Below are 18,129 nucleotides of genomic sequence, written 5' to 3' on the forward strand. Positions count from 1 at the left end.
CCTCGCGAATTTGGCAGAAGGACCGCTGATTTCCCTACAGGATTTTCGTAATGACAGAACCGGTGGCAGCTGAGGTTGGGCGCGATTTCATTCGTGACATCATCCAGGCCGACCTCGATCAGGCCAAATACAGGGAGATCGTGACCCGGTTCCCGCCGGAGCCGAACGGCTACCTGCATATCGGCCACGCCAAGTCGATCGCGCTCAATTTCGGCATCGCCCAGGAGTTTCCGGGCCGCTGCCATCTGCGCTTCGACGACACCAATCCGGTCAAGGAAGAGCAGGAATATATCGATTCCATCCAGGCCGACGTGCACTGGCTCGGCTTCGACTGGGGCAAGAACCTGTTCTTTGCCTCGGATTATTTCGACCGCCTGTACGAATGGGCGGAGACGCTGATCCGCGACGGGCTCGCCTATGTCGACGACCAGACCCAGGAGGAGATCCGCACCTCCCGCGGCACGCTGACCGAGCCCGGCAAGAACTCGCCGTTCCGCGACCGCAGCGTGGATGAGAACCTCGACCTGTTCCGCCGCATGAAGGCGGGCGAATTCCCCAACGGCGCGCGCGTGCTGCGGGCCAAGATCGACATGGCCGCGGGCAACATCAATCTGCGCGATCCCGTGCTGTACCGCATCCTGCATGCGCATCATCCGCGCACCGGCAACGCATGGTGCATCTATCCGAGCTACGACTATGCCCACGGCCAGTCGGACGCGATCGAGGGCATCACGCACTCGATCTGCACGCTGGAGTTCGAGGACCACCGGCCGCTCTACGACTGGTTCATCGAGAAGCTGCCGGTGCCGTCGAAGCCGCACCAGTACGAGTTCGCGCGGCTGAACCTGACCTACACGCTGCTCTCGAAGCGCGTGCTGACCCAGCTCGTGCGCGAGGGCCATGTCGCGGGTTGGGACGATCCGCGCATGCCGACCATGGCGGGCATGCGCCGTCGCGGTGTGCCGCCGGCGGCGCTGCGCGAGTTCGTCAAGCGTATCGGCGTCGCCAAGGCCAACAGCGTGGTCGATGTCGGCATGCTCGAATTCTGCATCCGCGAGGAGCTGAACCGCACCGCGCAGCGCCGCATGGCGGTGCTGAAGCCGCTCAAGGTCGTGATCGAGAACTATCCGGAGGGGCAGACCGAGGAGCTCGATGCGATCAACCATCCGGACGATCCCTCCGCCGGCACGCGGAAGATCACGTTCGGCCGCGAGCTCTATATCGAGCAGGACGACTTCATGGAGAACCCGCCCAAGAAGTTCTTCCGCCTGTCGCCCGGCAACGAGGTCCGGCTGCGCTACGCCTATTTCGTCAAATGCACCGGCGTGATCAAGAACGAACACGGCGAGGTGGTGGAGCTGCGCTGCACCTACGATCCCGCGACCAGGGGCGGCAATGCGCCCGACGGCCGCAAGGTGAAGGCGACCATGCACTGGCTGTCGGCGGCAGCGTCGAAGCCGGCGGAGATCCGCATCTACAACCAGCTGTTCGCGAACCCGAGCCCGGACGCCTCGAACTTTGCCGCCGATCTCAATCCGCAGTCGCTGGAGATCCTCAGCGACGCGCGCATCGAGGCATCGGTGGCGGAGAGCAATTCCACCGAGCCGATGCAGTTCGAGCGCCAGGGCTATTTCGTGCGCGACAAGGACTCGACGCCCGGCAAGCCGGTGTTTTCACGCACCATCGGCCTGCGCGACACGTTCGCGAAGGAAGTCGCGAAAGGTTGAGGCACTCATGAGCAGTGAGGCCGACGCCATCGTTTCCGCCATCATCGCGAAATGGTGCGCCGGCTTCGCGACGCTCGATGCGGCCGCGCTGTCGTCGCTGTATGCCAAGAGCGCGTTCTTCTTCGGCTCTAACCCGAAGCTCTATCGGGGCAGGGACGGCGTTGCCGATTACTTCAATGGCCTGCCGCGATGGCGCAAGCCGAGTGCTGCGTTTTCCGAGGTGCAGGCCGCGCAGGCCGGTCCTGATATCATCAACATGGCCGCGATCGTGTCGTTCGATTTCGCGGGCGAACGCCCGGAACTCGTCGTCAAGATCAGCTGGGTCATCACGCGCGAGGACGCCGACTGGAAGATCGTCAATCACCACGCCTCGTCGAGGGTCCCGATGATCTAGCAGCGGAGGGCTCCGCCCGTTCCGCCAGGTGCGCGGTCGCCGCCCGCTAGATGTCGTAGTAGAGATGGAACTCGTAGGGATGAGGTCGCAGGCGGATCGGGTCGACCTCCTTCTTGCGCTTGTAGTCGAGCCAGGTTTCGATCACGTCGGCGGTGAAGACGTCGCCGCGTAGCAGGAATGCGTGATCGCGCTCGAGCGCGTCGAGCGCCTGGTCCAGCGATCCTGGCGTGGACTTCACCTCCTTCGCCTCAGCAGGCGGGAGGTCGTAGAGATTCTTGTCGATCGGGCTGCCGGGGTCGATCTGCTTGTCGATACCGTCGAGGCCAGCCATCAGCATTGCCGCGAAGGCCAGGTAGGGATTGCAGGACGGATCCGGCGAACGAAACTCGACGCGCTTGGCGCGCGGATTCGGCGAATACATTGGAATCCGGCAGCAGGCGGAGCGATTGCGCTGGGAGTAGACGAGGTTGATCGGAGCTTCATAGCCCGGCACCAGACGCCGATAGGAATTCGTCGTGGGGGCGCAAAGCCCGCACAACGCCCAGGCGTGGCTCAATAGCCCGCCGATATAGTAGCGGCCGAGCTGGCTCAACTCGGCGTAGTCACCTTTGTCGTAGAACAGATTGGTCTCACCCTTCCAGAGCGATTGGTGAACGTGCATGCCCGAAGCGTTGTCCTCGAACAGCGGCTTCGGCATGAATGTCGCGGTCTTGCCGTGCTGATGCGCGGTGTTCTTCACCACGTATTTGTAGATCATCAGGTTGTCGGCCATCCGGGTGAGGGTGGTGAAGCGCATGTCGATCTCGTTCTGGCCGCCGGTTGCGACTTCATGGTGATGGGCCTCGATCTGGATCCCCAGAGATTCCATTGTCAGCACCATTTCGGTGCGTAGCGCCTGCATGCTGTCGGTCGGGGGAACGGGAAAGTATCCCTCCTTCGGGCGCGGTTTGTGGCCGAGGTTCGGCCCTTCCTCAGAGCCGGTGTTCCAGCTGCCTTCGCTGGAGTCGACTGCGTGCATGGCGTAGTTGATGCCCTGTGCGTAGCGCACCTCGTCGAAGACGAAGAACTCCGCTTCCGGGCCGAAATAGCTCGTATCGGCGCGCCCGGTGCCCTTAAGGTGGATTTCGGCTTTCTGGGCGATGTAGCGGGCATCCCGGCTGTAGGACTGGCCGGTCACGGGGTCACGGATGTTGCAGATGAGAACCAGCGTTTTGGCCGGACTGTAGGGGTCGACGAATGCCGTCGTCGGATCGGCGACGACCAGCATGTCGCTTTCCTGGATCTCCTGGAAGCCTCGGATCGATGAGCCATCGAATCCAATGCCCTCATTGAGTGCATCGGCATTCACCGCGCTCGGCGGGACGGAAAAATGTTGCCACACCCCCGGCAGGTCGGTGAACCGCAAATCGATCATCTGGACTTTCTCGTCCGTGATCGCTTTCACGAGGTCTTCGGCTGTCGTACATTTCGCAAACATGGCTTCGCTCCCAGGTCAGCGTCCCGAGATCGCGTAGCCGTTCGGCCGCAACCTGGCGGCTCGCGACGGACTGTGGTCCACGTTCGGCGTTGTCGCCGCAGTCAGGCAAGCTTCGCGCGACGGCAGTCAGCTTTGATGCGGCCCGCGCATCAGCTTCATCGCGTCTTCGATGTGCCGCCAGGTTTTTGCCAATTCGAGCTCGCCCTTCTGCTCGAGGTCGATGGCGTTTTGAGCGGCTTCCGCAATGGCCTTGGGGCCATGGGCTTCCAGCAACTGCCGCGCATAATCGTGGATTTCCATTTCTCGCATGGCGTCATCTCCCTCTTGTTCTGGGCGCGAACCGGGTGGGCCGAGAACGGCAGACATTGACACCTGTCAAGCGCCGATAGTCTGCATCCTGGTGCGCCGCACTTGCAAGGGTCCTTTCCGGGGCATGGGCGGCCGGATGGGGCGCCGGCTCCTGGTCGCGGCAACACAGCGCAGGTCGGAGGGATGATTCTTCATCGGTGCGCCCCCACATAAATACGAGAAGGGAGGTGAGCATCATGCGCATCCAACATTGGCAAGACGCAGGTAGCCTGTTGGTGGGCGTGTGGCTGGTCCTGTCGTCCTTCGTCCTCGGCATATCCGGGGCTGCTGTCTGGATCACCATCGCACTCGGGCTCGGCGTCATGCTGTTTGCCGTGGAGGCCTTTGTCGTCCCGTCCTACCTGGAAGAGTGGGGCGAAATGCTGCTGGGCTTGGCTCTGGTGCTGGCGCCTTGGTCCATTGGCTATGAGCCCGTATCGGCCACGGTCAGCAGCGTATTGTCGGGCCTATTGGTGATCTTGCTCGCTGCTTGGGAATTGATGACCGATCGCGACTTCAGCACCTGGTGGCACGATCACTGGCCTCACCGCGCCGGCTGAGACGAGAGGTTGCCGGCTTCTCTCCGACCGCCATCGGCTGGCGGCCGGAGGAGAGGTGGTTACGTTACAATGCGGCTCTGGGCTCGATCGGTTGCCAGATGCTGATCTTGCGAGTCTCCGGCATCAGGAAGACCGCAAGCACGAAGCACACCGCAGGCACCGCAATCGGGTAGATCAGCGCGTAGCCGATGCTGCCGGTCGCGGCGAATGCCGCCGAGGTGATGAACGGCACCAATCCGCCACCCCAACCGTTGCCGATGTGGTACGGCACGGAGACCGACGTGTACCTGATCCTGGCGGGGAAGAATTCCGCCAGAAACGCGCCGACCGGCCCGTACACCATCCCGACGTAGCAAACCAGGATGAAGATGATGAAGATCGCGGTCGGATAGTTGATGTTGCCGGGCTGCGTGACCGTTCCCAGCCACAGATAGAGCGGATAGTACGTGATCGCAGCGAGCAGCATGCCGCCCAGGATCACCGGCTTGCGGCCGATCTGATCCGACAGCCAGCCGAAGAAGATCAGGCTCGGCGTTGCGATCAGCAGCGCAGCTCCCACGATGTAGGCCGAGGTCAGCGCATCCACCTTGGAGACCTGCTGCAGGAAGTACAGCGCCCAGAACTGGCCGCTGTACCAGACCACGCCCTGTCCGATCAGGACCACGATCGCGATCCCGATGTATTTGATGTTGGAGCTGAGGAAGGCCTCCTTCCACGGATTCGTCGTCATTTGGCCGCGGGCCCTGATCTCCTGGAAGATCGGCGTCTCCTGGAGCTGGAGCCGAATGTAGATCGCGATGGCCACCAGCAGGAAAGACACCAGGAACGGAACGCGCCAGGCCCATTCGTCGAAGACCTGATTGCCGAACCAGGTCCGGGTCAGGACGATCACGGCCAGCGACACCACGATGCCGAGAGTCGGAGAGGTCTGTAGCCAGCCGGTGTAGTAGCCGCGCTTGTCGTCCGGCACATGCTCCGCGACATAGGTGATGGCGCCGCCATATTCGCCGCCCAAGCACAGACCCTGGATCATGCGCAGGCCGAACAGAACGAACGCCGCCGTTAGACCGATGGACTGGTAGGTCGGGATCAACCCGATTGCCCCCGTACCCAGTCCCATTCCGCTCAGCGTGATGAGGAATGTATATTTTCGTCCGACCCTGTCACCCATCCATCCAAAGAGGAAGGCTCCCAGGGGGCGGATCAGGAAGCCCGCAGTGAACAGAGCGATCGTGCTGAGGAGGGCTGCAACCGGGTGGGATTGCTCGAAGAACTTGACCGACAGAACGGCGGCCAGGCTGCCAAAGATATAGAAATCATACCATTCGATGACGTTTCCCACCGATGCAGCAACGATCACGCGGCGGAAATCGTGCGGTACTTGAACTGCCATGTGCTGCTCCTATCAAATTCAAACCCACTCCTCGCGCATTTCAGCGCCAGTTCGCTCGCGGAGTGCGTTTGGTGTGCGACGCTACAGGCGAGAATTGCGAGTTGCGTCCGCAACGCCTGGTCTCAGAGGAACCTTGAACCACCTGAGAAGAGCTTCGGCGGCCTTCGGTACCGCGAGCTGTCACGACCTGGCCCGTCTGTGCGGGGGAGGCGTGGAGTGCAGTTTAATCCTGCCAAGGCCGGCCCCTTATGAGACTTTCGGCTCAATCGACCCGAACCCAGGCTGCCCCCGTTCAGAGACAGAACGGTCGCCCCTCGCGCCGGGCGGTCGTGTCACGAATGAACGGAAAGGACCTCTCGGGCGTTGTGTGGGTCCCCAACGAGGAGCCCGCCATGCAGAACATTGCAGAGCATATGGAAGTCATCGGTGCCGACGGCGTCCACATCGGCACCGTCGACAAGGTCGAGGGCCATCGGATCAAACTGACCAAGAAGGACAGCGGCGAGGGCAGCCACAGGGGCCATCATCACTTCATCGACAAGGGCCTCGTCGCCGGCGTCGAGGGCAACAAGGTCCGGCTGTCGGCCAAGGCGGATGTCGCCGTGACGATGGAAGAGGAAAAGTAGGGCTAGATCGAGTTCGTTCCTGATCTGTACCGCTATTCGCGCGCCTGCACGTTCCGGTAGCCTCGGCCTCCGTCGCGTATCGCAAGGTGCAGGGAATGGCGGAGCCGGGCCGGCCAGCACGGTCCCAAGGGATTGCGGGGACCTGGCCCGTTGGCCGGGCTGCTCCGGCCGACGGCTTTGCGCCGGCGGGGTTTGGCGCCTGGCCCGCACTCGTCGAGACACTGCGCGGATGGATGCGCGCCGAGGCCGGCGCCGGGCGGCTGTTGCCGTGGGTGCCTGTGGCCTTCGGCAGCGGGATCGCGCTCTACTTTGCGGCCGATCACGAGCCGGTGCTGTGGGTCGTTGGCGCGACGGCCACCGCGCTCATGCTTGGCGCCGTCCTGTTGCGGCGGAGCCGGCTGTTCGCCCCCGCGATCATGATCGCGGCGATTGCGGCCGGTTTTGCCGTGGCGACCTGGAAGACGGCGCGCATTGCTCACACCGTTCTCGCAAAACCGCTCTATTCGGTGTCGTTGTCGGGCTTCGTCGAGACGCGCGACATCCGCGAGCGCACCGACCGCTTCGTGCTGCGTGTCGCCGCGATGGAGGCGCAACGAAGCGAGGTGAAGCTGGAGCGCGTGCGCCTCTCGGTTCGCAAGGGGACTGCGCCGGAGGTCGGCAGCTTCGTGCAGTTGAAGGCGCGGCTGATGCCGCCGATTTCGCCGGTGCGCCCCGGCAGCTACGATTTCTCGCGCGACATGTTTTTCCAGGGCATCGGCGCCTCCGGCTTCGTGATGGGGGCGATCGCGGCTGCGGTGCCGCCCGATGCCGGTGGCTTGCGGCTGCGCTATGCCGCCTTCATGCAGGGCCTGCGCGATGCGATCGACGCGCGCATCCGGGCAACGCTCGAAGGCGACAATCGCGCGATCGCGACGGCGCTGCTGACGGGGCGGCGCGACGCGATCACCACGCCCGTCAACGATGCCATGTTCATTTCAGGGCTGGGCCATGTGCTCTCGATCTCCGGTTACCACATGGCGGTGGTCGCCGGCGTCGTGTTCTTCGCGGTCCGCGCGCTGCTCGCTCTGATTCCGGGACTGGCGGTCGGCTTCCCCATCAAGAAATGGTCGGCGGCTGCGGCGCTGGTGGCCGCCGCATTCTATCTGCTGCTCTCGGGCGCGGAGGTCGCGACGCAACGCTCGTTCTTCATGACCGCCGTGGTGCTGATCGCCGTCATGGTCGACCGACGCGCCATCACCTTCCGCACGCTTGCCGTGGCCGCGTTGATCGTGCTCGCGGTCGCGCCCGAAGCGCTGGTGCATCCGAGCTTCCAGATGTCGTTTGCGGCAACGCTGGGGCTGGTTGCGCTGGTGCAGATCGGCATGCCGAACCTGTTCGCTTCGCCCGATCATTCGGCGACCGCGCGCATCGCGATGTGGGGCGGCCGCGAGGTCGCGATGCTGTTTCTGGCCTCGCTGATCGCGGGGCTTGCGACCACGCCCTATGCCGCCTTCCACTTCCACCGCGTCACCCCGTTCGGCGTGCTTGCCAACCTCGGGGCGATGCCGGTGGTGTCGGCGCTGGTGATGCCGGCGGGACTGCTCGGATTGCTCGCGGCGCCGTTCGGGCTCGACGGCGTGTTCTGGTGGCTGATGGGGATCGGCATCGACTGGATGGTCGCGGTCTCGCGCTGGGTGGCCGCGCTGCCGGGCGCGGTCGGCCGCATCCCGGCGTTCGGCATTGCGCCGCTGATCGCGGCGAGCCTCGGGATCATCGTGATGGGCCTGCTGCGCACGCCCTTACGCTGGTCAGGCGCGCTGGTGCTGCTGGTCGCGATCCTATGGGGGCTGGCAGGCCGGCAGCCGGATATCCTGATCGCCGGGGACGGCCAGAGTGTCGCGGTGCGGGGCAGGGACGGGCACCTGCAAATGATCCGGGCGAACAAGGACGGCTTTCTGCTGAAGGAGTGGTTGGCTGCCGACGCCGATCCGCGCGATGCCGGTAGTCCCTCGCTCGCCGCCGGCGTGTCGTGCGACGAGGCCGGCTGCGTGACGCCGCTCGCCGACGGGCGCCTGGTCGCGCTGGCCTTGCGCATCGACGCTCTGGCGGATGATTGCAGCCGCGCTGCGCTGGTGGTGACGGCGCGGCCGGCGCCAGCGGATTGTGTGGCGATGGTGGTCGACCGGCAGCGACTCGCGGCGCAAGGCGCGCTCGCTCTGACACGGCGCGGCGACGGCTTTGCGGTTCAGGCGGTGAAAGCGAGAGGCACCGATCGTCCGTGGTCGCCGGCGACCGCCGGCGAGGGCGATTTCAGCGCGAGCCTTGCGCCGCAGGCGGCCGCCCCCCGTAACCGGGACGCGACGCCGTCCGAGGCGGACATGCAGGCCGAGGATTGAGCGGACGGGCTACAGGTACCAGGCCAGCACGGCTTCGAGCCCGGCACTCCCGATTACCGGCAGGGCCACCATCTGGCTCAGTCCGATTGCGCGGGCCTCCGCGGCTGCGGCCGAGCCGTCGTGCCCGAGATCGTCGTTGAGCGCGGGCATGCCGGTGGCCCAGGCTCCGCCGATGCTGCCGTCGCCCCTGGCGATGGATTTGTCCGCATAGAGCGCGGCAAGGTCTGTCTGCGCGCTGCAATCGCCGGCGCGAAAGACCAGTGCCGAACGGGCCTCGTTCGGCACCCAGATCTCGAAGCGTCGCGCAATCGGCGTCGCCTGTGCGGACAGGAAAGTCAGCACCCAGGTCTGGTCGGTGCCGGTCCGATAGGGCACGCCGACGCCGAGATTGATCCCGACCTCGGCGGCGTCTTCCCAGCGCAGAAAACTCCTGGCGTTGTGCAGGTCCTTGATGATCAGCGGCAGGCCCGCTTTCCAGGTGCGTCCGGGCAGACCGAAGCCACGGGGAAACCTGGTGTGGCGGGAGTTGAATTCGAACATGTCGGCGGTGCCATAGTAGCCGTCGACGAGCCCCATCTCGTGGGAGCTATCGGGATCGTTGTGCCAGAGCTCGATTGCGCCGACATGCGCCTCGTCGTCGCCGCAGAACAGCACCATGACGGCGTGCAAGAATTCGCCTGAAAACACCGGCACCGCCACGCCACAGGTGAGGCCGGCCGCGAGCGCCTGGTCGGTCCGCTTGAAATAGGAGTTGGCGAATTTGGTGAGGATCACGGGATGGCCGCTGGCCCAGGCCTTGCCGGGAAGGCCCTCGTCGTATCCGAAGCGCAAGTCCTCGCTCACGGCCTTGAACGCGGACAGCCCTTCGCCGTAGAGGCCGCCGCCGAATTCCAGCCGCATGCGCGTCCGGTCCGGCACCCAGAGTTCAACGACGCGAATGAAGGTTTTCATCGAACGTGTCCGCCGCCTCAAGCCTTTGACAGCATCGGCGATCTGGCCGCGGAACGGACGTTCAAAATTCAGGCAGGGCCGCGCAAACTTCGTGCGATGGGCAGGTGCGAGCCTGATCTCGGCGGATTGGATTCCGGAAGACGCAAATCATACCATCTCGCCGGCCACGGCCGGCGATGGCAATTTCAATCCCGGCCCCGACCTCTGCGCCGGGGGGAGGTACATCAGCCGATCGGCAGGCGTGTGATCGTCGGCCTGTCAGCGATGATCTCCGGCTTGTGTTCACGCTCGCCGGCCGGCTGGGTCACCGGCAATTGCAGCACGGTCGCGCGCTGGCCTTCGACGAGTTGCGTCACGAGTACGTATTTGCCGTCGGGGAATTCGATCGCGTCATGATGGCGATCGGGAATGTGCGGATCGATCTTGCCGAACTTGCCGACGCGGGAGTTGATGGTGCGCGTCCAGATCCAGCGATTGTCGTAGCGGACGTTGTCGGCGAAGGCGAGCTCCGTTCCCGGCAGCAGGCAGACCGCGACGGACATGTCGGCCTCGGAGGCGAAGCCGCGCGTCGAGGTGCCGCGGAAGGTGGTCGTGACGATCGTCTCGCCGACTTGTGCGGGACGCGTCGCGACGGCATGCAGGCTGTAGTCACACATCGGGTGCTCCTCATTCAGGGATAGCGACCCGCGCCTCCTTCGGAGGCACTGGCCTCTATCAGAGTGGAAGCATGTTAGCGTCTTCTTGGTTGTAGGCAAATCTGCGGCTTGGGTCCGCAGGCTGCCATCACAATATCTTTTTCAAATGCCTCAGGAACAAAAACCGCTTCCGTGCATTTGGCGTGCGTCTCCGTCAGCGACCAGCAGGTGCCGACCAGCCCGAATATTGCCAGGCGGGTTGCGACGGCTGCGCGACGGCGTTGCGGGCATTGCGCAATTGCTCGCTCGTCGTCTGCGTTGCCTTGCGGGCATGGTGCGACTGCGCGGCGAAGGCTTGCGATGCCGACGCGGATGCTGCGATCAGCGCCACCGTGACGGTGCTCAAAACGATCTTGCGCATTGATTGCCTCCTCGATCTCCAGGGCCACGAAGCGATGAGGGCTTTCTGCGGCGTCGCGAGGATGTAGCGCTAGAGAGGGGCCGGATAATCTGAGCAAAACCAGAAAGACTATCCAGCCGGAGCGGACAATCGTCCGCTCCAATCGTCAACGACGCGGGTCGCCAACCGGCGGGCCGCGCTTAGGTGATTGCTTGAGCATGATCTCCGCGCAAGCGCGTCCTGCGCTTGCCGCGAGGGAAAACCGCTGCGCACTTTGCGCTAACGCGGCCCTCCAGTCCGGATCACGCTCAGTACTTCCGGTACAGGCCGATCAGCTTGCCCTGAATCTTCACCCGGTTGGGCGGCAGGATGCGGACCTCATAGGCCGCATTGGCGGGCTCGAGCGCGATCGAAGCGCCGCGGCGGCGGAAGCGCTTCAGCGTCGCTTCCTCGTCGTCGATCAGCGCCACCACGATGTCGCCGGTGTCGGCGCTCTCATTGCGCTGGATCAGCGCCATGTCGCCGTCGAGGATGCCGGCTTCGACCATCGAGTCGCCGCGCACTTCGAGCGCGTAGTGCTCGCCCGAGCCGAGCATGTCGGGCGGTACGCTGATGGTGTGGCTGCGGGTCTGCAACGCTTCGATCGGCGTGCCGGCCGCGATGCGGCCCATCACCGGCACCGCGACGGGGCGTTCGCCCTCGTCCGCGCTGGAGCTCGCTCGCACCTTGCCGAGATTGCCCTCGATGACGCTCGGCGTGAAGCCACGGCGGTTGCCAGCGGCGGCCTGCAGCTCGGGCAGCTTGATCACCTCGATCGCGCGGGCCCGGTTGGGCAGGCGCCGGATGAAGCCGCGCTCCTCCAGTGCGGTGATCAGGCGATGGATGCCCGACTTCGAGCGCAGGTCGAGCGCGTCCTTCATCTCGTCGAAGGAGGGCGGCACACCGCTTTCCTTCAAACGCTCGCTGATGAATCGCAGAAGCTCGTATTGTTTGCGCGTTAACATCTCGACCAAATCCCCCGGTTGATGTCGTTCGATTCCGAGACGGTGAATTCAGCGGCGAGCCGCCAGATGCTCGAAACAAATCATGAACGGACACTATATGTTCGATATGTGTTCCGCAACTGCTTAATTTACCGTGAACGCGACAAAGTTCGCGGAACGCGCAGGACCAGTGCGTTCAGGCGGGCAGTCGCAGCACCTCGCAAGGCGCGCCTGCCTCGGCCTTCGGCGCGAACGGCGCGCGCACGAGAAGTGCCTGCGCCGCAGCGAGATTCGCAAGCAGCGAGGAATCCTGATGATTGACGGGAAGGGCGACAAGCATGCCGTCGTCGCGCCGCTCCAGGCGCGCACGAAGATAGTCCTCGCGCCGGTCATTGGCGCCGACATCGCGGCCGAGCACGGCGCGCTCGCGACGATGGTGAATCACGGCGCGGCCCGACAGGGCGCGAATCAACGGCACCATGAACAGGAAGCCGCACACATAGGACGACACGGGATTGCCGGGCAGGCCGATCACCCCCATCGCCCCTAGCCGGCCGTGCATCATCGGCTTGCCCGGCCGCATCGCGATCTTCCAGAACGCCATCGCAATGCCTTCGGCCTTCAGCGCCTGCTGGACCAGATCGTGGTCGCCGACCGAGGCGCCGCCGATCGTGATCAGGATGTCGGCGCCGCTCTCTCGGGCACGGCGGATGCCGGCTGTGGTGGCCTCCAGCGTATCGGCGGCAACGCCGAGGTCGATGGTATCTGCGCCCTCCTGGCGGGCGAGGGCGTGCAGGGCATAGCCGTTGGAATAGACGATCTGGCCGGGGCCCGGCGTGGTGCCCGGCATCACCAGCTCGTCGCCGGTGGCGAGGATCGCGACCTTCGGACGGCGGCGGATGGGCAGGTCTGGATGGTTCATCCCGGCGGCGAGCGCGAGGTCGCGCTCGGTGAGCCGGGTTCCCTTGCGAAGGAGCACGTCGCCCTCGCGGAAGTCGACGCCGGCGGGCCGGATGTGCCGACCGGCGATAGCGGCTTCCTTGATCGTGATGCGCTTGCCCTCGGCGACCGTATCCTCCTGGATCACGACCGCGTCCGCGCCGGCGGGAACGACGCCGCCGGTGAAGATTCGCACCGCTTCGCCGGCGCCGACCGCTCCCGCGAACGGCCGGCCCGCCGCGACCTCGCCGATCATGGTGAGCTGCGCGTCGACCCTGGCCGCATCGGCTGCGCGCACGGCGTAGCCGTCCATGGCCGACATCGCCTCGGGCGGCTGGGTACGCCGCGCCGCGACGTCGCGCGCGAGCACGCGGTGGTAGGCCTCGTCGAGGGGAATCATCTCTTCAGGCAGCGGCTCCGCGCCGGCCAGCACCGCGGCGAGCGCGTCAGAAACCGGCATCAAGGCCACGGCGAAACTCCTGCTCGGAAAGTCTGGACGAATGGGCGGCAAGAGTTCTAGCCGAGCGCGGGCGATGAAGCAAAATGGGACCGGATCAGGATTTATCCTGCTTGATCCGTCCAGTCATGAGGGACCGTCAGCTTTGCCGCGGCATGATCTGTCTGACGAGAAAGACGGGAACGAGCGTGGCCATGGCAAGGACGACATGACGGGAGCCACGGCCAGCATCGGTCAACGACCGGTCTGGCGGTCCGGACGGAGGTCCGGCGCCACGTCGGGAGCCACGTCAGGGGGCTTGGGGCCTTGATCCTTGTCGGGCAGCGGATCGGCCTGGGATTTCAGGTCGGCGGCCTTGCTGATCAGCTTGGCGGAGAGGTCAGAATCCGAAGTCGTTTTGGCGAATTCGAGCAGAAGAGAGGCTTGTTTGGTGAGGTAGGTTTTGCCCAACACGATGATACGTCCGTCTGTAGAAGTCCCAACGGACTCAAGAGTCCGGAAGCGGGCATTCCGTTCCCGGAACTCTGTATAAAAATGTACAAAGCGATTTGGTTCCTCATCCCGGCTAGATCGGTTCCGGGAGCTCCCCGGTTTCACCCGCCAGCCGATGCGTCTCGATCAGATTCCCAGCGCCTCGAGCGCGTCGCCGACATCGCGGGGCGAGGTCACATGCACCGCGGTCAATCCGCGCGCCCGCGCTCCCTCGACGTTTTCGGCGAGGTCATCGAAGAACACGATGCGCCTGGCGGGCACACCGATGGCCGCCACGACATGGTCGAACGCCGCCGCGTCCGGCTTGCGCAGGCCGATGCTGGACGACAGGTACAGCTCGCGGAAATGGCCGAGCAGGTCGGCGTATTCCTTCGAGAAATGGTCGACATGCGGCTGGTTGGTGTTGGAGAAGGCGTAGAGCGGCATCTGCTTCGCCGCACGCGGCAACAGCTCCGCGACATCGGGCATTTCACCCGCGAAGATCGCGTTCCAGCCCTCGAGAAATTGCGCATCCGAGATGCCGATCCCGAGCGAGGCGCGTAGCGAGGCGAAATACTCCTCGTCGCTGATCTTGCCGACCTCGTGCAGCCGATACGCCTCGCTGTCGCGCACATAGCGGGCAATGATCGCCTCCGGCTTGCAGCCGGCGTGTCCCGCCCAGCAAGCGATCGCCTTGGAGAAATCGATGTCGAGCACGACGCGCCCGAGGTCGAACAGAAGCGCATCCGCGCTGCCGGGAGAGAGCGAGGTCATTGCGTCCTTTCGGATCAGTACCGGTAAGGTTCGTGGTCGAACAGCGGGAACGCGCTGAACACGCTCGGCGCGTTCGTCGCGGTGGCTTGGTGCAGGCAGGACTTGTTGACCTCGGCGAACGAGGTGGCGCCCAACAGGCCGAGGCAGCGCAGCACCTCGTCCTCCAGAAGCTCCAGCATCCGCGTCACGCCGGCTTCGCCGGCCGCCGCCAGCGCCCAGCATTGCAACCGGCCGATGCCGACGAGGTCGGCGCCCGCCGCGATCGCCTTGACGATGTCGGTGCCGCGGCCAAAGCCGCCATCGACCATGATCTTGGCGCGGCCCTTCACGGCCTCGACGATCTCAGGCAGCACATGCATGGCGCCGCGGCCGTGATCGAGCTGGCGGCCGCCATGGTTGGAGACGTAGATCCATTCGACGCCGTGATCGAGCGCGATCAGGGCGTCCTCGGCGGTGGCGATACCTTTCAGGATCAGCGGAATCTTGAACTTGTCCTTGATCATCTTCACGGTCCGCCATTCCAGGCCTTTCTGGAAATCGCCGCCGGTGGCGCGCAGGCGGCTCTCGCGAACGTAGCGCTTGGCGATGTCGCGTTCGCGACGGCTGTAATGGGCGGTGTCGACGGTCAGGCAGAAGGCGGCGTAGGCGTGCTTTTCGGCCCGGCTGACGACATCGGCGACGAAGGCGTCGTCGCCGCGCACGTAGAGCTGGTAGAGACGCAGCGCGTCGGGGGCGGCTGCGGCGGTCTTCTCCAGGCCAGGCTCGGACACTGAGCTCAGCATGTGCGCCGCCCCAAAGGTGCCGGCGGCGCGCGCGACGCTCGCGGCACCATCCGGATCGAAGATCTCGAGCGCGCCGACAGGGGCGAGCACCACCGGCAGGCGCATCCTGCGGCCGAACTGCTCGACGGAGCCATCGACCTTGCGCACGTCGCGCAGCACGCGCGGGCGAAAAGCGAGCTCGTCCAGCGCCATCCGGTTGCGGCGCATCGTGGTCTCGGTCTCGGCGGCGCCGACGATATAGTCCCAGGCATTCTGGTTGAGGTTGGCGCGTGCTTTGCGGATGAATTCGTGCAGATTCTGGAACGGCTCGCTGCTGGCGCCGAGTTCGACGTTCCTTTCCGGCTGGATGCGGGGTTTTTCGTTCATTATTATCCTCCCGAGAATTTGAAGCCTTGTTTCATCGCCTAACCCGTCCGGCTCTCCAAAACCATCCTAAAATCGCATAGCTGCGAGGCGCGGGCGATCGACCGATTCCTGCTTTGCATGAAACGGTTTCGGAACGTTGCCAAAAGTTTAGGTCCGGGCGAAGGGATTTTTACGGTGTACCCGCCGGCCTGGCATCCCGGCCTTGAAGAAACCAGAATGGTATTGTGAGAAGCGGGCTGGATCGCCATTTGCATGGCGCCTCCCAAGCCCAAGAGAACCGCCAAGCAAAAAGGCCAGCCTATCCATGCGGAAAACCCTGCTGTTCCCCCTGGGCGCGCTCACCGGAGCGTGTTTGACCCTTCTGGTAGCCAGTCCGCACGGCGGAGTATGGGCGGCACGGGCGGCGGCTGGCGCGGATGATGCCTATTCACAGCTCAACTTGTTCGGCGAAGTCTTCGAGCGCGTGAAGGCGAGCTATGTCGAGAAGCCCGACAACGCCAAGCTGATCGAAGGCGCGATCACCGGCATGGTGACCTCGCTCGATCCGCATTCGCGCTACATGAACGACAAGGCCTGGACCGAGATGCAGGAGACCACCTCCGGCGAGTTCGGCGGGCTCGGCATCGAGGTCACGATGGAGGAGGGCCTGGTCAAGGTCGTCTCGCCGATCGACGACACGCCGGCGTCCAAGGCCGGCATCATGTCCGGCGATCTCATCAGCAAGATCGATGGCGATGCCGTGCAGGGCATGACGCTCGAGCAGGCCGTCAACAAGATGAAGGGCCCGGTCGACACCAAGACCAAGCTCACCATCGTGCGCAAGGGCGCCGACGCCCCGCTCGACATCGCGATCACCCGCGAGATCATCCATGTGCGGCCGGTCCGCTTCCACGTCGAGAATGGCGACATCGGCTATATCCGCGTCACCTCGTTCAACGAGCAGACCACCGACGGCCTGAAGAAGGCGATCGCGGCGATCTCCAGGGAGATCCCGCAGGAGAAGCTCGCGGGCTATGTGATGGACCTGCGCAACAATCCGGGCGGCTTGCTCGACCAGGCCGTTTCGGTGTCGAGCGCGTTCCTTCAGCGCGGCGAGGTGGTCTCGACCCGCGGCCGCAATCCGGAGGAAACCCAGCGCTTCACCGCGCATGGCGGCGACCTCACCAAGGGCAAGCCGCTGGTGGTTCTGGTCAATGGCGGCTCGGCTTCGGCCTCGGAGATCGTCGCCGGCGCGCTGCATGACCACAAGCGTGCCACGATCATCGGCACGCGCTCGTTCGGCAAGGGCTCGGTGCAGACCATCATTCCGCTCGGCGCCGGCAATGGCGCGCTGGCGCTGACCACGGCGCGCTACTACACGCCGTCCGGCCGCTCGATCCAGGCCCAGGGCATTGCGCCCGACATCGAGATCCTCCAGGACGTGCCGCCCGAGCTGAAGGGCCGGATGGATACCATGGCGGAGTCCCAGATGCGCGGCCACCTGCAGGCTGCCGACGGCACCGAGCAGACCGGATCGCAGTCCTACGTCCCGCCGAAAGAGGAGGACGACAAGGCCCTGCACGCGGCCTACGACTTCCTGCATGGCGTCACCGCGAATGCGGTCGCGGCCAAGCCCGCGCCGAAGGCTGCGGTGCCGAACTAAATCCTACGACGTCCAGATAATCGCCCGGGAGCGGATGACCGCTCCCGGGCGAATTCGTTTTGAGGCTGGCGTGTCAAAGGCGGAGCGCCAGGATTTCGAATGTGACCGCTGTCGAAGCACCGAAAGCGGTGAATTGTTGCAATTGATCATCGACCGTGACGACGGCTTCGAAGATGTTCACGTTGCCATTGAGGGAGGGTGACGAGGCCTGGATGACACGATCTCCAACCTTGAGGCCCGGCGCAGCGACGGTGCCGGCCGATGACAAGCCGGTAACTGTGACCACGACATATCCGGAAATCTGAGCCATCTTGCGCTCTTTCTTGGAACGAGTTGAACGGACCTCGTCTTACAATCAGTTCAAATCTCAGTCGACGGGTCTGATCAATTGCGAGCTTAGGACATAGGGCTCTGCGGTGATCCCGCGGCTCGCAAGCCGCGAGATCACAGCGCGATCGTCATTGCTCCTTCTTCGGGCCCATGTGATGCGGGACTTCCGTCTTCGGTCCGCCGCCGTAATGGTGGCTGCCGCCCGATCCGCTGGTCGATCCGCCGTCGCTCTCTTTCTTGCCCATGTGGTGCGGGACCTCGGTCTTGGGCCCGCCCGAATAGTGGTGGCCGTTCTTCTCATCGGTGGTGTTCGTCGTGCTCGTCTGCGCCAAGGCGGGCAACGCGACGAGCGACATGATCGCGGCAGCGACGATCAGCTTGCGGTGACTCATTCTGGTTTCTCCTGTTTGAACTTGTCGAGTTGGTGTCAATCAAGTCCCGGTGGCTTGACTGACAGGCAACCAAACCCGGAGCGCGATTGTCTAGGTTGAGCAAAATC

At 64.5% G+C, this 18,129-nt stretch carries 19 protein-coding genes; 6 read left to right on the plus strand and 13 right to left on the minus strand.

What is annotated here, in order from left to right:
- The first annotated feature begins 50 nt into the window (after positions 1–50).
- Both EI171_RS23560 and EI171_RS23565 read left to right on the plus strand, forming a co-directional pair.
- Entirely contained in the window at positions 51–1,727 is a 1,677-nt protein-coding gene (locus EI171_RS23560) for a glutamine--tRNA ligase/YqeY domain fusion protein (protein ID WP_161534805.1), read from the plus strand.
- Between the two features lie 7 nt (positions 1,728–1,734).
- On the plus strand, positions 1,735–2,121 hold the full coding sequence (locus EI171_RS23565) for a nuclear transport factor 2 family protein (RefSeq protein WP_161534806.1): 387 nt from the start codon (positions 1,735–1,737) through the stop codon (positions 2,119–2,121).
- A 46-nt stretch (positions 2,122–2,167) separates the two neighbouring features.
- Here EI171_RS23565 and glnA read toward each other — a convergent pair whose 3' ends face one another.
- Positions 2,168–3,598 (minus strand): type I glutamate--ammonia ligase, encoded by a 1,431-nt coding sequence (gene glnA / locus EI171_RS23570; RefSeq protein WP_161534807.1) that lies wholly within the window; start codon positions 3,596–3,598, stop codon positions 2,168–2,170.
- A 126-nt stretch (positions 3,599–3,724) separates the two neighbouring features.
- The gene (locus EI171_RS23575) at positions 3,725–3,907 is read right to left on the minus strand and encodes a hypothetical protein (protein ID WP_028171775.1); all 183 of its coding nucleotides are present in this window, start codon (positions 3,905–3,907) and stop codon (positions 3,725–3,727) included.
- A gap of 236 nt (positions 3,908–4,143) precedes the next feature.
- Between EI171_RS23575 and EI171_RS23580 the strand changes: the two genes are divergently transcribed.
- Entirely contained in the window at positions 4,144–4,506 is a 363-nt protein-coding gene (locus tag EI171_RS23580) for an SPW repeat protein (protein ID WP_161537065.1), read from the plus strand.
- A gap of 64 nt (positions 4,507–4,570) precedes the next feature.
- Here EI171_RS23580 and EI171_RS23585 read toward each other — a convergent pair whose 3' ends face one another.
- Positions 4,571–5,899 carry an MFS transporter gene (locus EI171_RS23585; protein ID WP_011087600.1) on the minus strand — a complete coding sequence of 443 codons (1,329 nt, stop codon included), beginning with the start codon at positions 5,897–5,899 and terminating at the stop codon, positions 4,571–4,573.
- A gap of 392 nt (positions 5,900–6,291) precedes the next feature.
- Here EI171_RS23585 and EI171_RS23590 point away from each other — a divergent pair, with 392 nt between their 5' ends.
- Entirely contained in the window at positions 6,292–6,525 is a 234-nt protein-coding gene (locus EI171_RS23590; RefSeq protein WP_038967854.1) for a DUF2171 domain-containing protein, read from the plus strand.
- Positions 6,526–6,620: 95 nt separating this feature from the next.
- Positions 6,621–8,900, plus strand: a complete 2,280-nt coding sequence (locus EI171_RS23595) for a ComEC/Rec2 family competence protein (RefSeq protein WP_161534808.1) — start codon at positions 6,621–6,623, stop codon at positions 8,898–8,900.
- Between the two features lie 9 nt (positions 8,901–8,909).
- Here the strand turns inward: EI171_RS23595 and EI171_RS23600 are convergent, their stop codons facing one another.
- The 8 genes from EI171_RS23600 to EI171_RS23635 all read right to left on the minus strand — a co-directional run bounded on the left by EI171_RS23600 (position 8,910) and on the right by EI171_RS23635 (position 15,658).
- A complete protein-coding gene (locus tag EI171_RS23600) occupies positions 8,910–9,851 on the minus strand; it encodes a GAF domain-containing protein (protein ID WP_060912379.1) in 942 nt (313 codons plus the stop codon).
- Between the two features lie 224 nt (positions 9,852–10,075).
- A complete protein-coding gene (locus tag EI171_RS23605; protein ID WP_028171781.1) occupies positions 10,076–10,507 on the minus strand; it encodes a hypothetical protein in 432 nt (143 codons plus the stop codon).
- 193 nt (positions 10,508–10,700) lie between these two features.
- Complete coding sequence (locus EI171_RS23610; RefSeq protein ID WP_161534809.1) at positions 10,701–10,907, minus strand: hypothetical protein; 207 nt, start codon at positions 10,905–10,907, stop codon at positions 10,701–10,703.
- Between the two features lie 287 nt (positions 10,908–11,194).
- Positions 11,195–11,890, minus strand: a complete 696-nt coding sequence (lexA, locus tag EI171_RS23615; protein ID WP_011087594.1) for a transcriptional repressor LexA — start codon at positions 11,888–11,890, stop codon at positions 11,195–11,197.
- A gap of 175 nt (positions 11,891–12,065) precedes the next feature.
- A complete protein-coding gene (gene glp / locus EI171_RS23620) occupies positions 12,066–13,277 on the minus strand; it encodes a gephyrin-like molybdotransferase Glp (RefSeq protein ID WP_161534810.1) in 1,212 nt (403 codons plus the stop codon).
- Between the two features lie 222 nt (positions 13,278–13,499).
- Positions 13,500–13,718 carry a hypothetical protein gene (locus tag EI171_RS23625; protein WP_161534811.1) on the minus strand — a complete coding sequence of 73 codons (219 nt, stop codon included), beginning with the start codon at positions 13,716–13,718 and terminating at the stop codon, positions 13,500–13,502.
- Positions 13,719–13,883: 165 nt separating this feature from the next.
- Positions 13,884–14,510, minus strand: coding sequence for an HAD family phosphatase (locus EI171_RS23630; RefSeq protein ID WP_161534812.1), 627 nt, complete (start codon positions 14,508–14,510; stop codon positions 13,884–13,886).
- A gap of 14 nt (positions 14,511–14,524) precedes the next feature.
- On the minus strand, positions 14,525–15,658 hold the full coding sequence (locus tag EI171_RS23635) for an alpha-hydroxy acid oxidase (RefSeq protein ID WP_110116150.1): 1,134 nt from the start codon (positions 15,656–15,658) through the stop codon (positions 14,525–14,527).
- Between the two features lie 304 nt (positions 15,659–15,962).
- Here EI171_RS23635 and EI171_RS23640 point away from each other — a divergent pair, with 304 nt between their 5' ends.
- Complete coding sequence (locus EI171_RS23640) at positions 15,963–17,300, plus strand: S41 family peptidase (RefSeq protein ID WP_011087590.1); 1,338 nt, start codon at positions 15,963–15,965, stop codon at positions 17,298–17,300.
- A gap of 73 nt (positions 17,301–17,373) precedes the next feature.
- Here the strand turns inward: EI171_RS23640 and EI171_RS23645 are convergent, their stop codons facing one another.
- Positions 17,374–17,610, minus strand: a complete 237-nt coding sequence (locus EI171_RS23645; RefSeq protein WP_080668037.1) for a hypothetical protein — start codon at positions 17,608–17,610, stop codon at positions 17,374–17,376.
- A gap of 148 nt (positions 17,611–17,758) precedes the next feature.
- Positions 17,759–18,022, minus strand: a complete 264-nt coding sequence (locus tag EI171_RS23650) for a hypothetical protein (protein ID WP_060912373.1) — start codon at positions 18,020–18,022, stop codon at positions 17,759–17,761.
- Positions 18,023–18,129 lie beyond the last annotated feature (107 nt).

This window comes from Bradyrhizobium sp. LCT2 (assembly GCF_009931255.1).
GTDB lineage: Bacteria > Pseudomonadota > Alphaproteobacteria > Rhizobiales > Xanthobacteraceae > Bradyrhizobium > Bradyrhizobium diazoefficiens.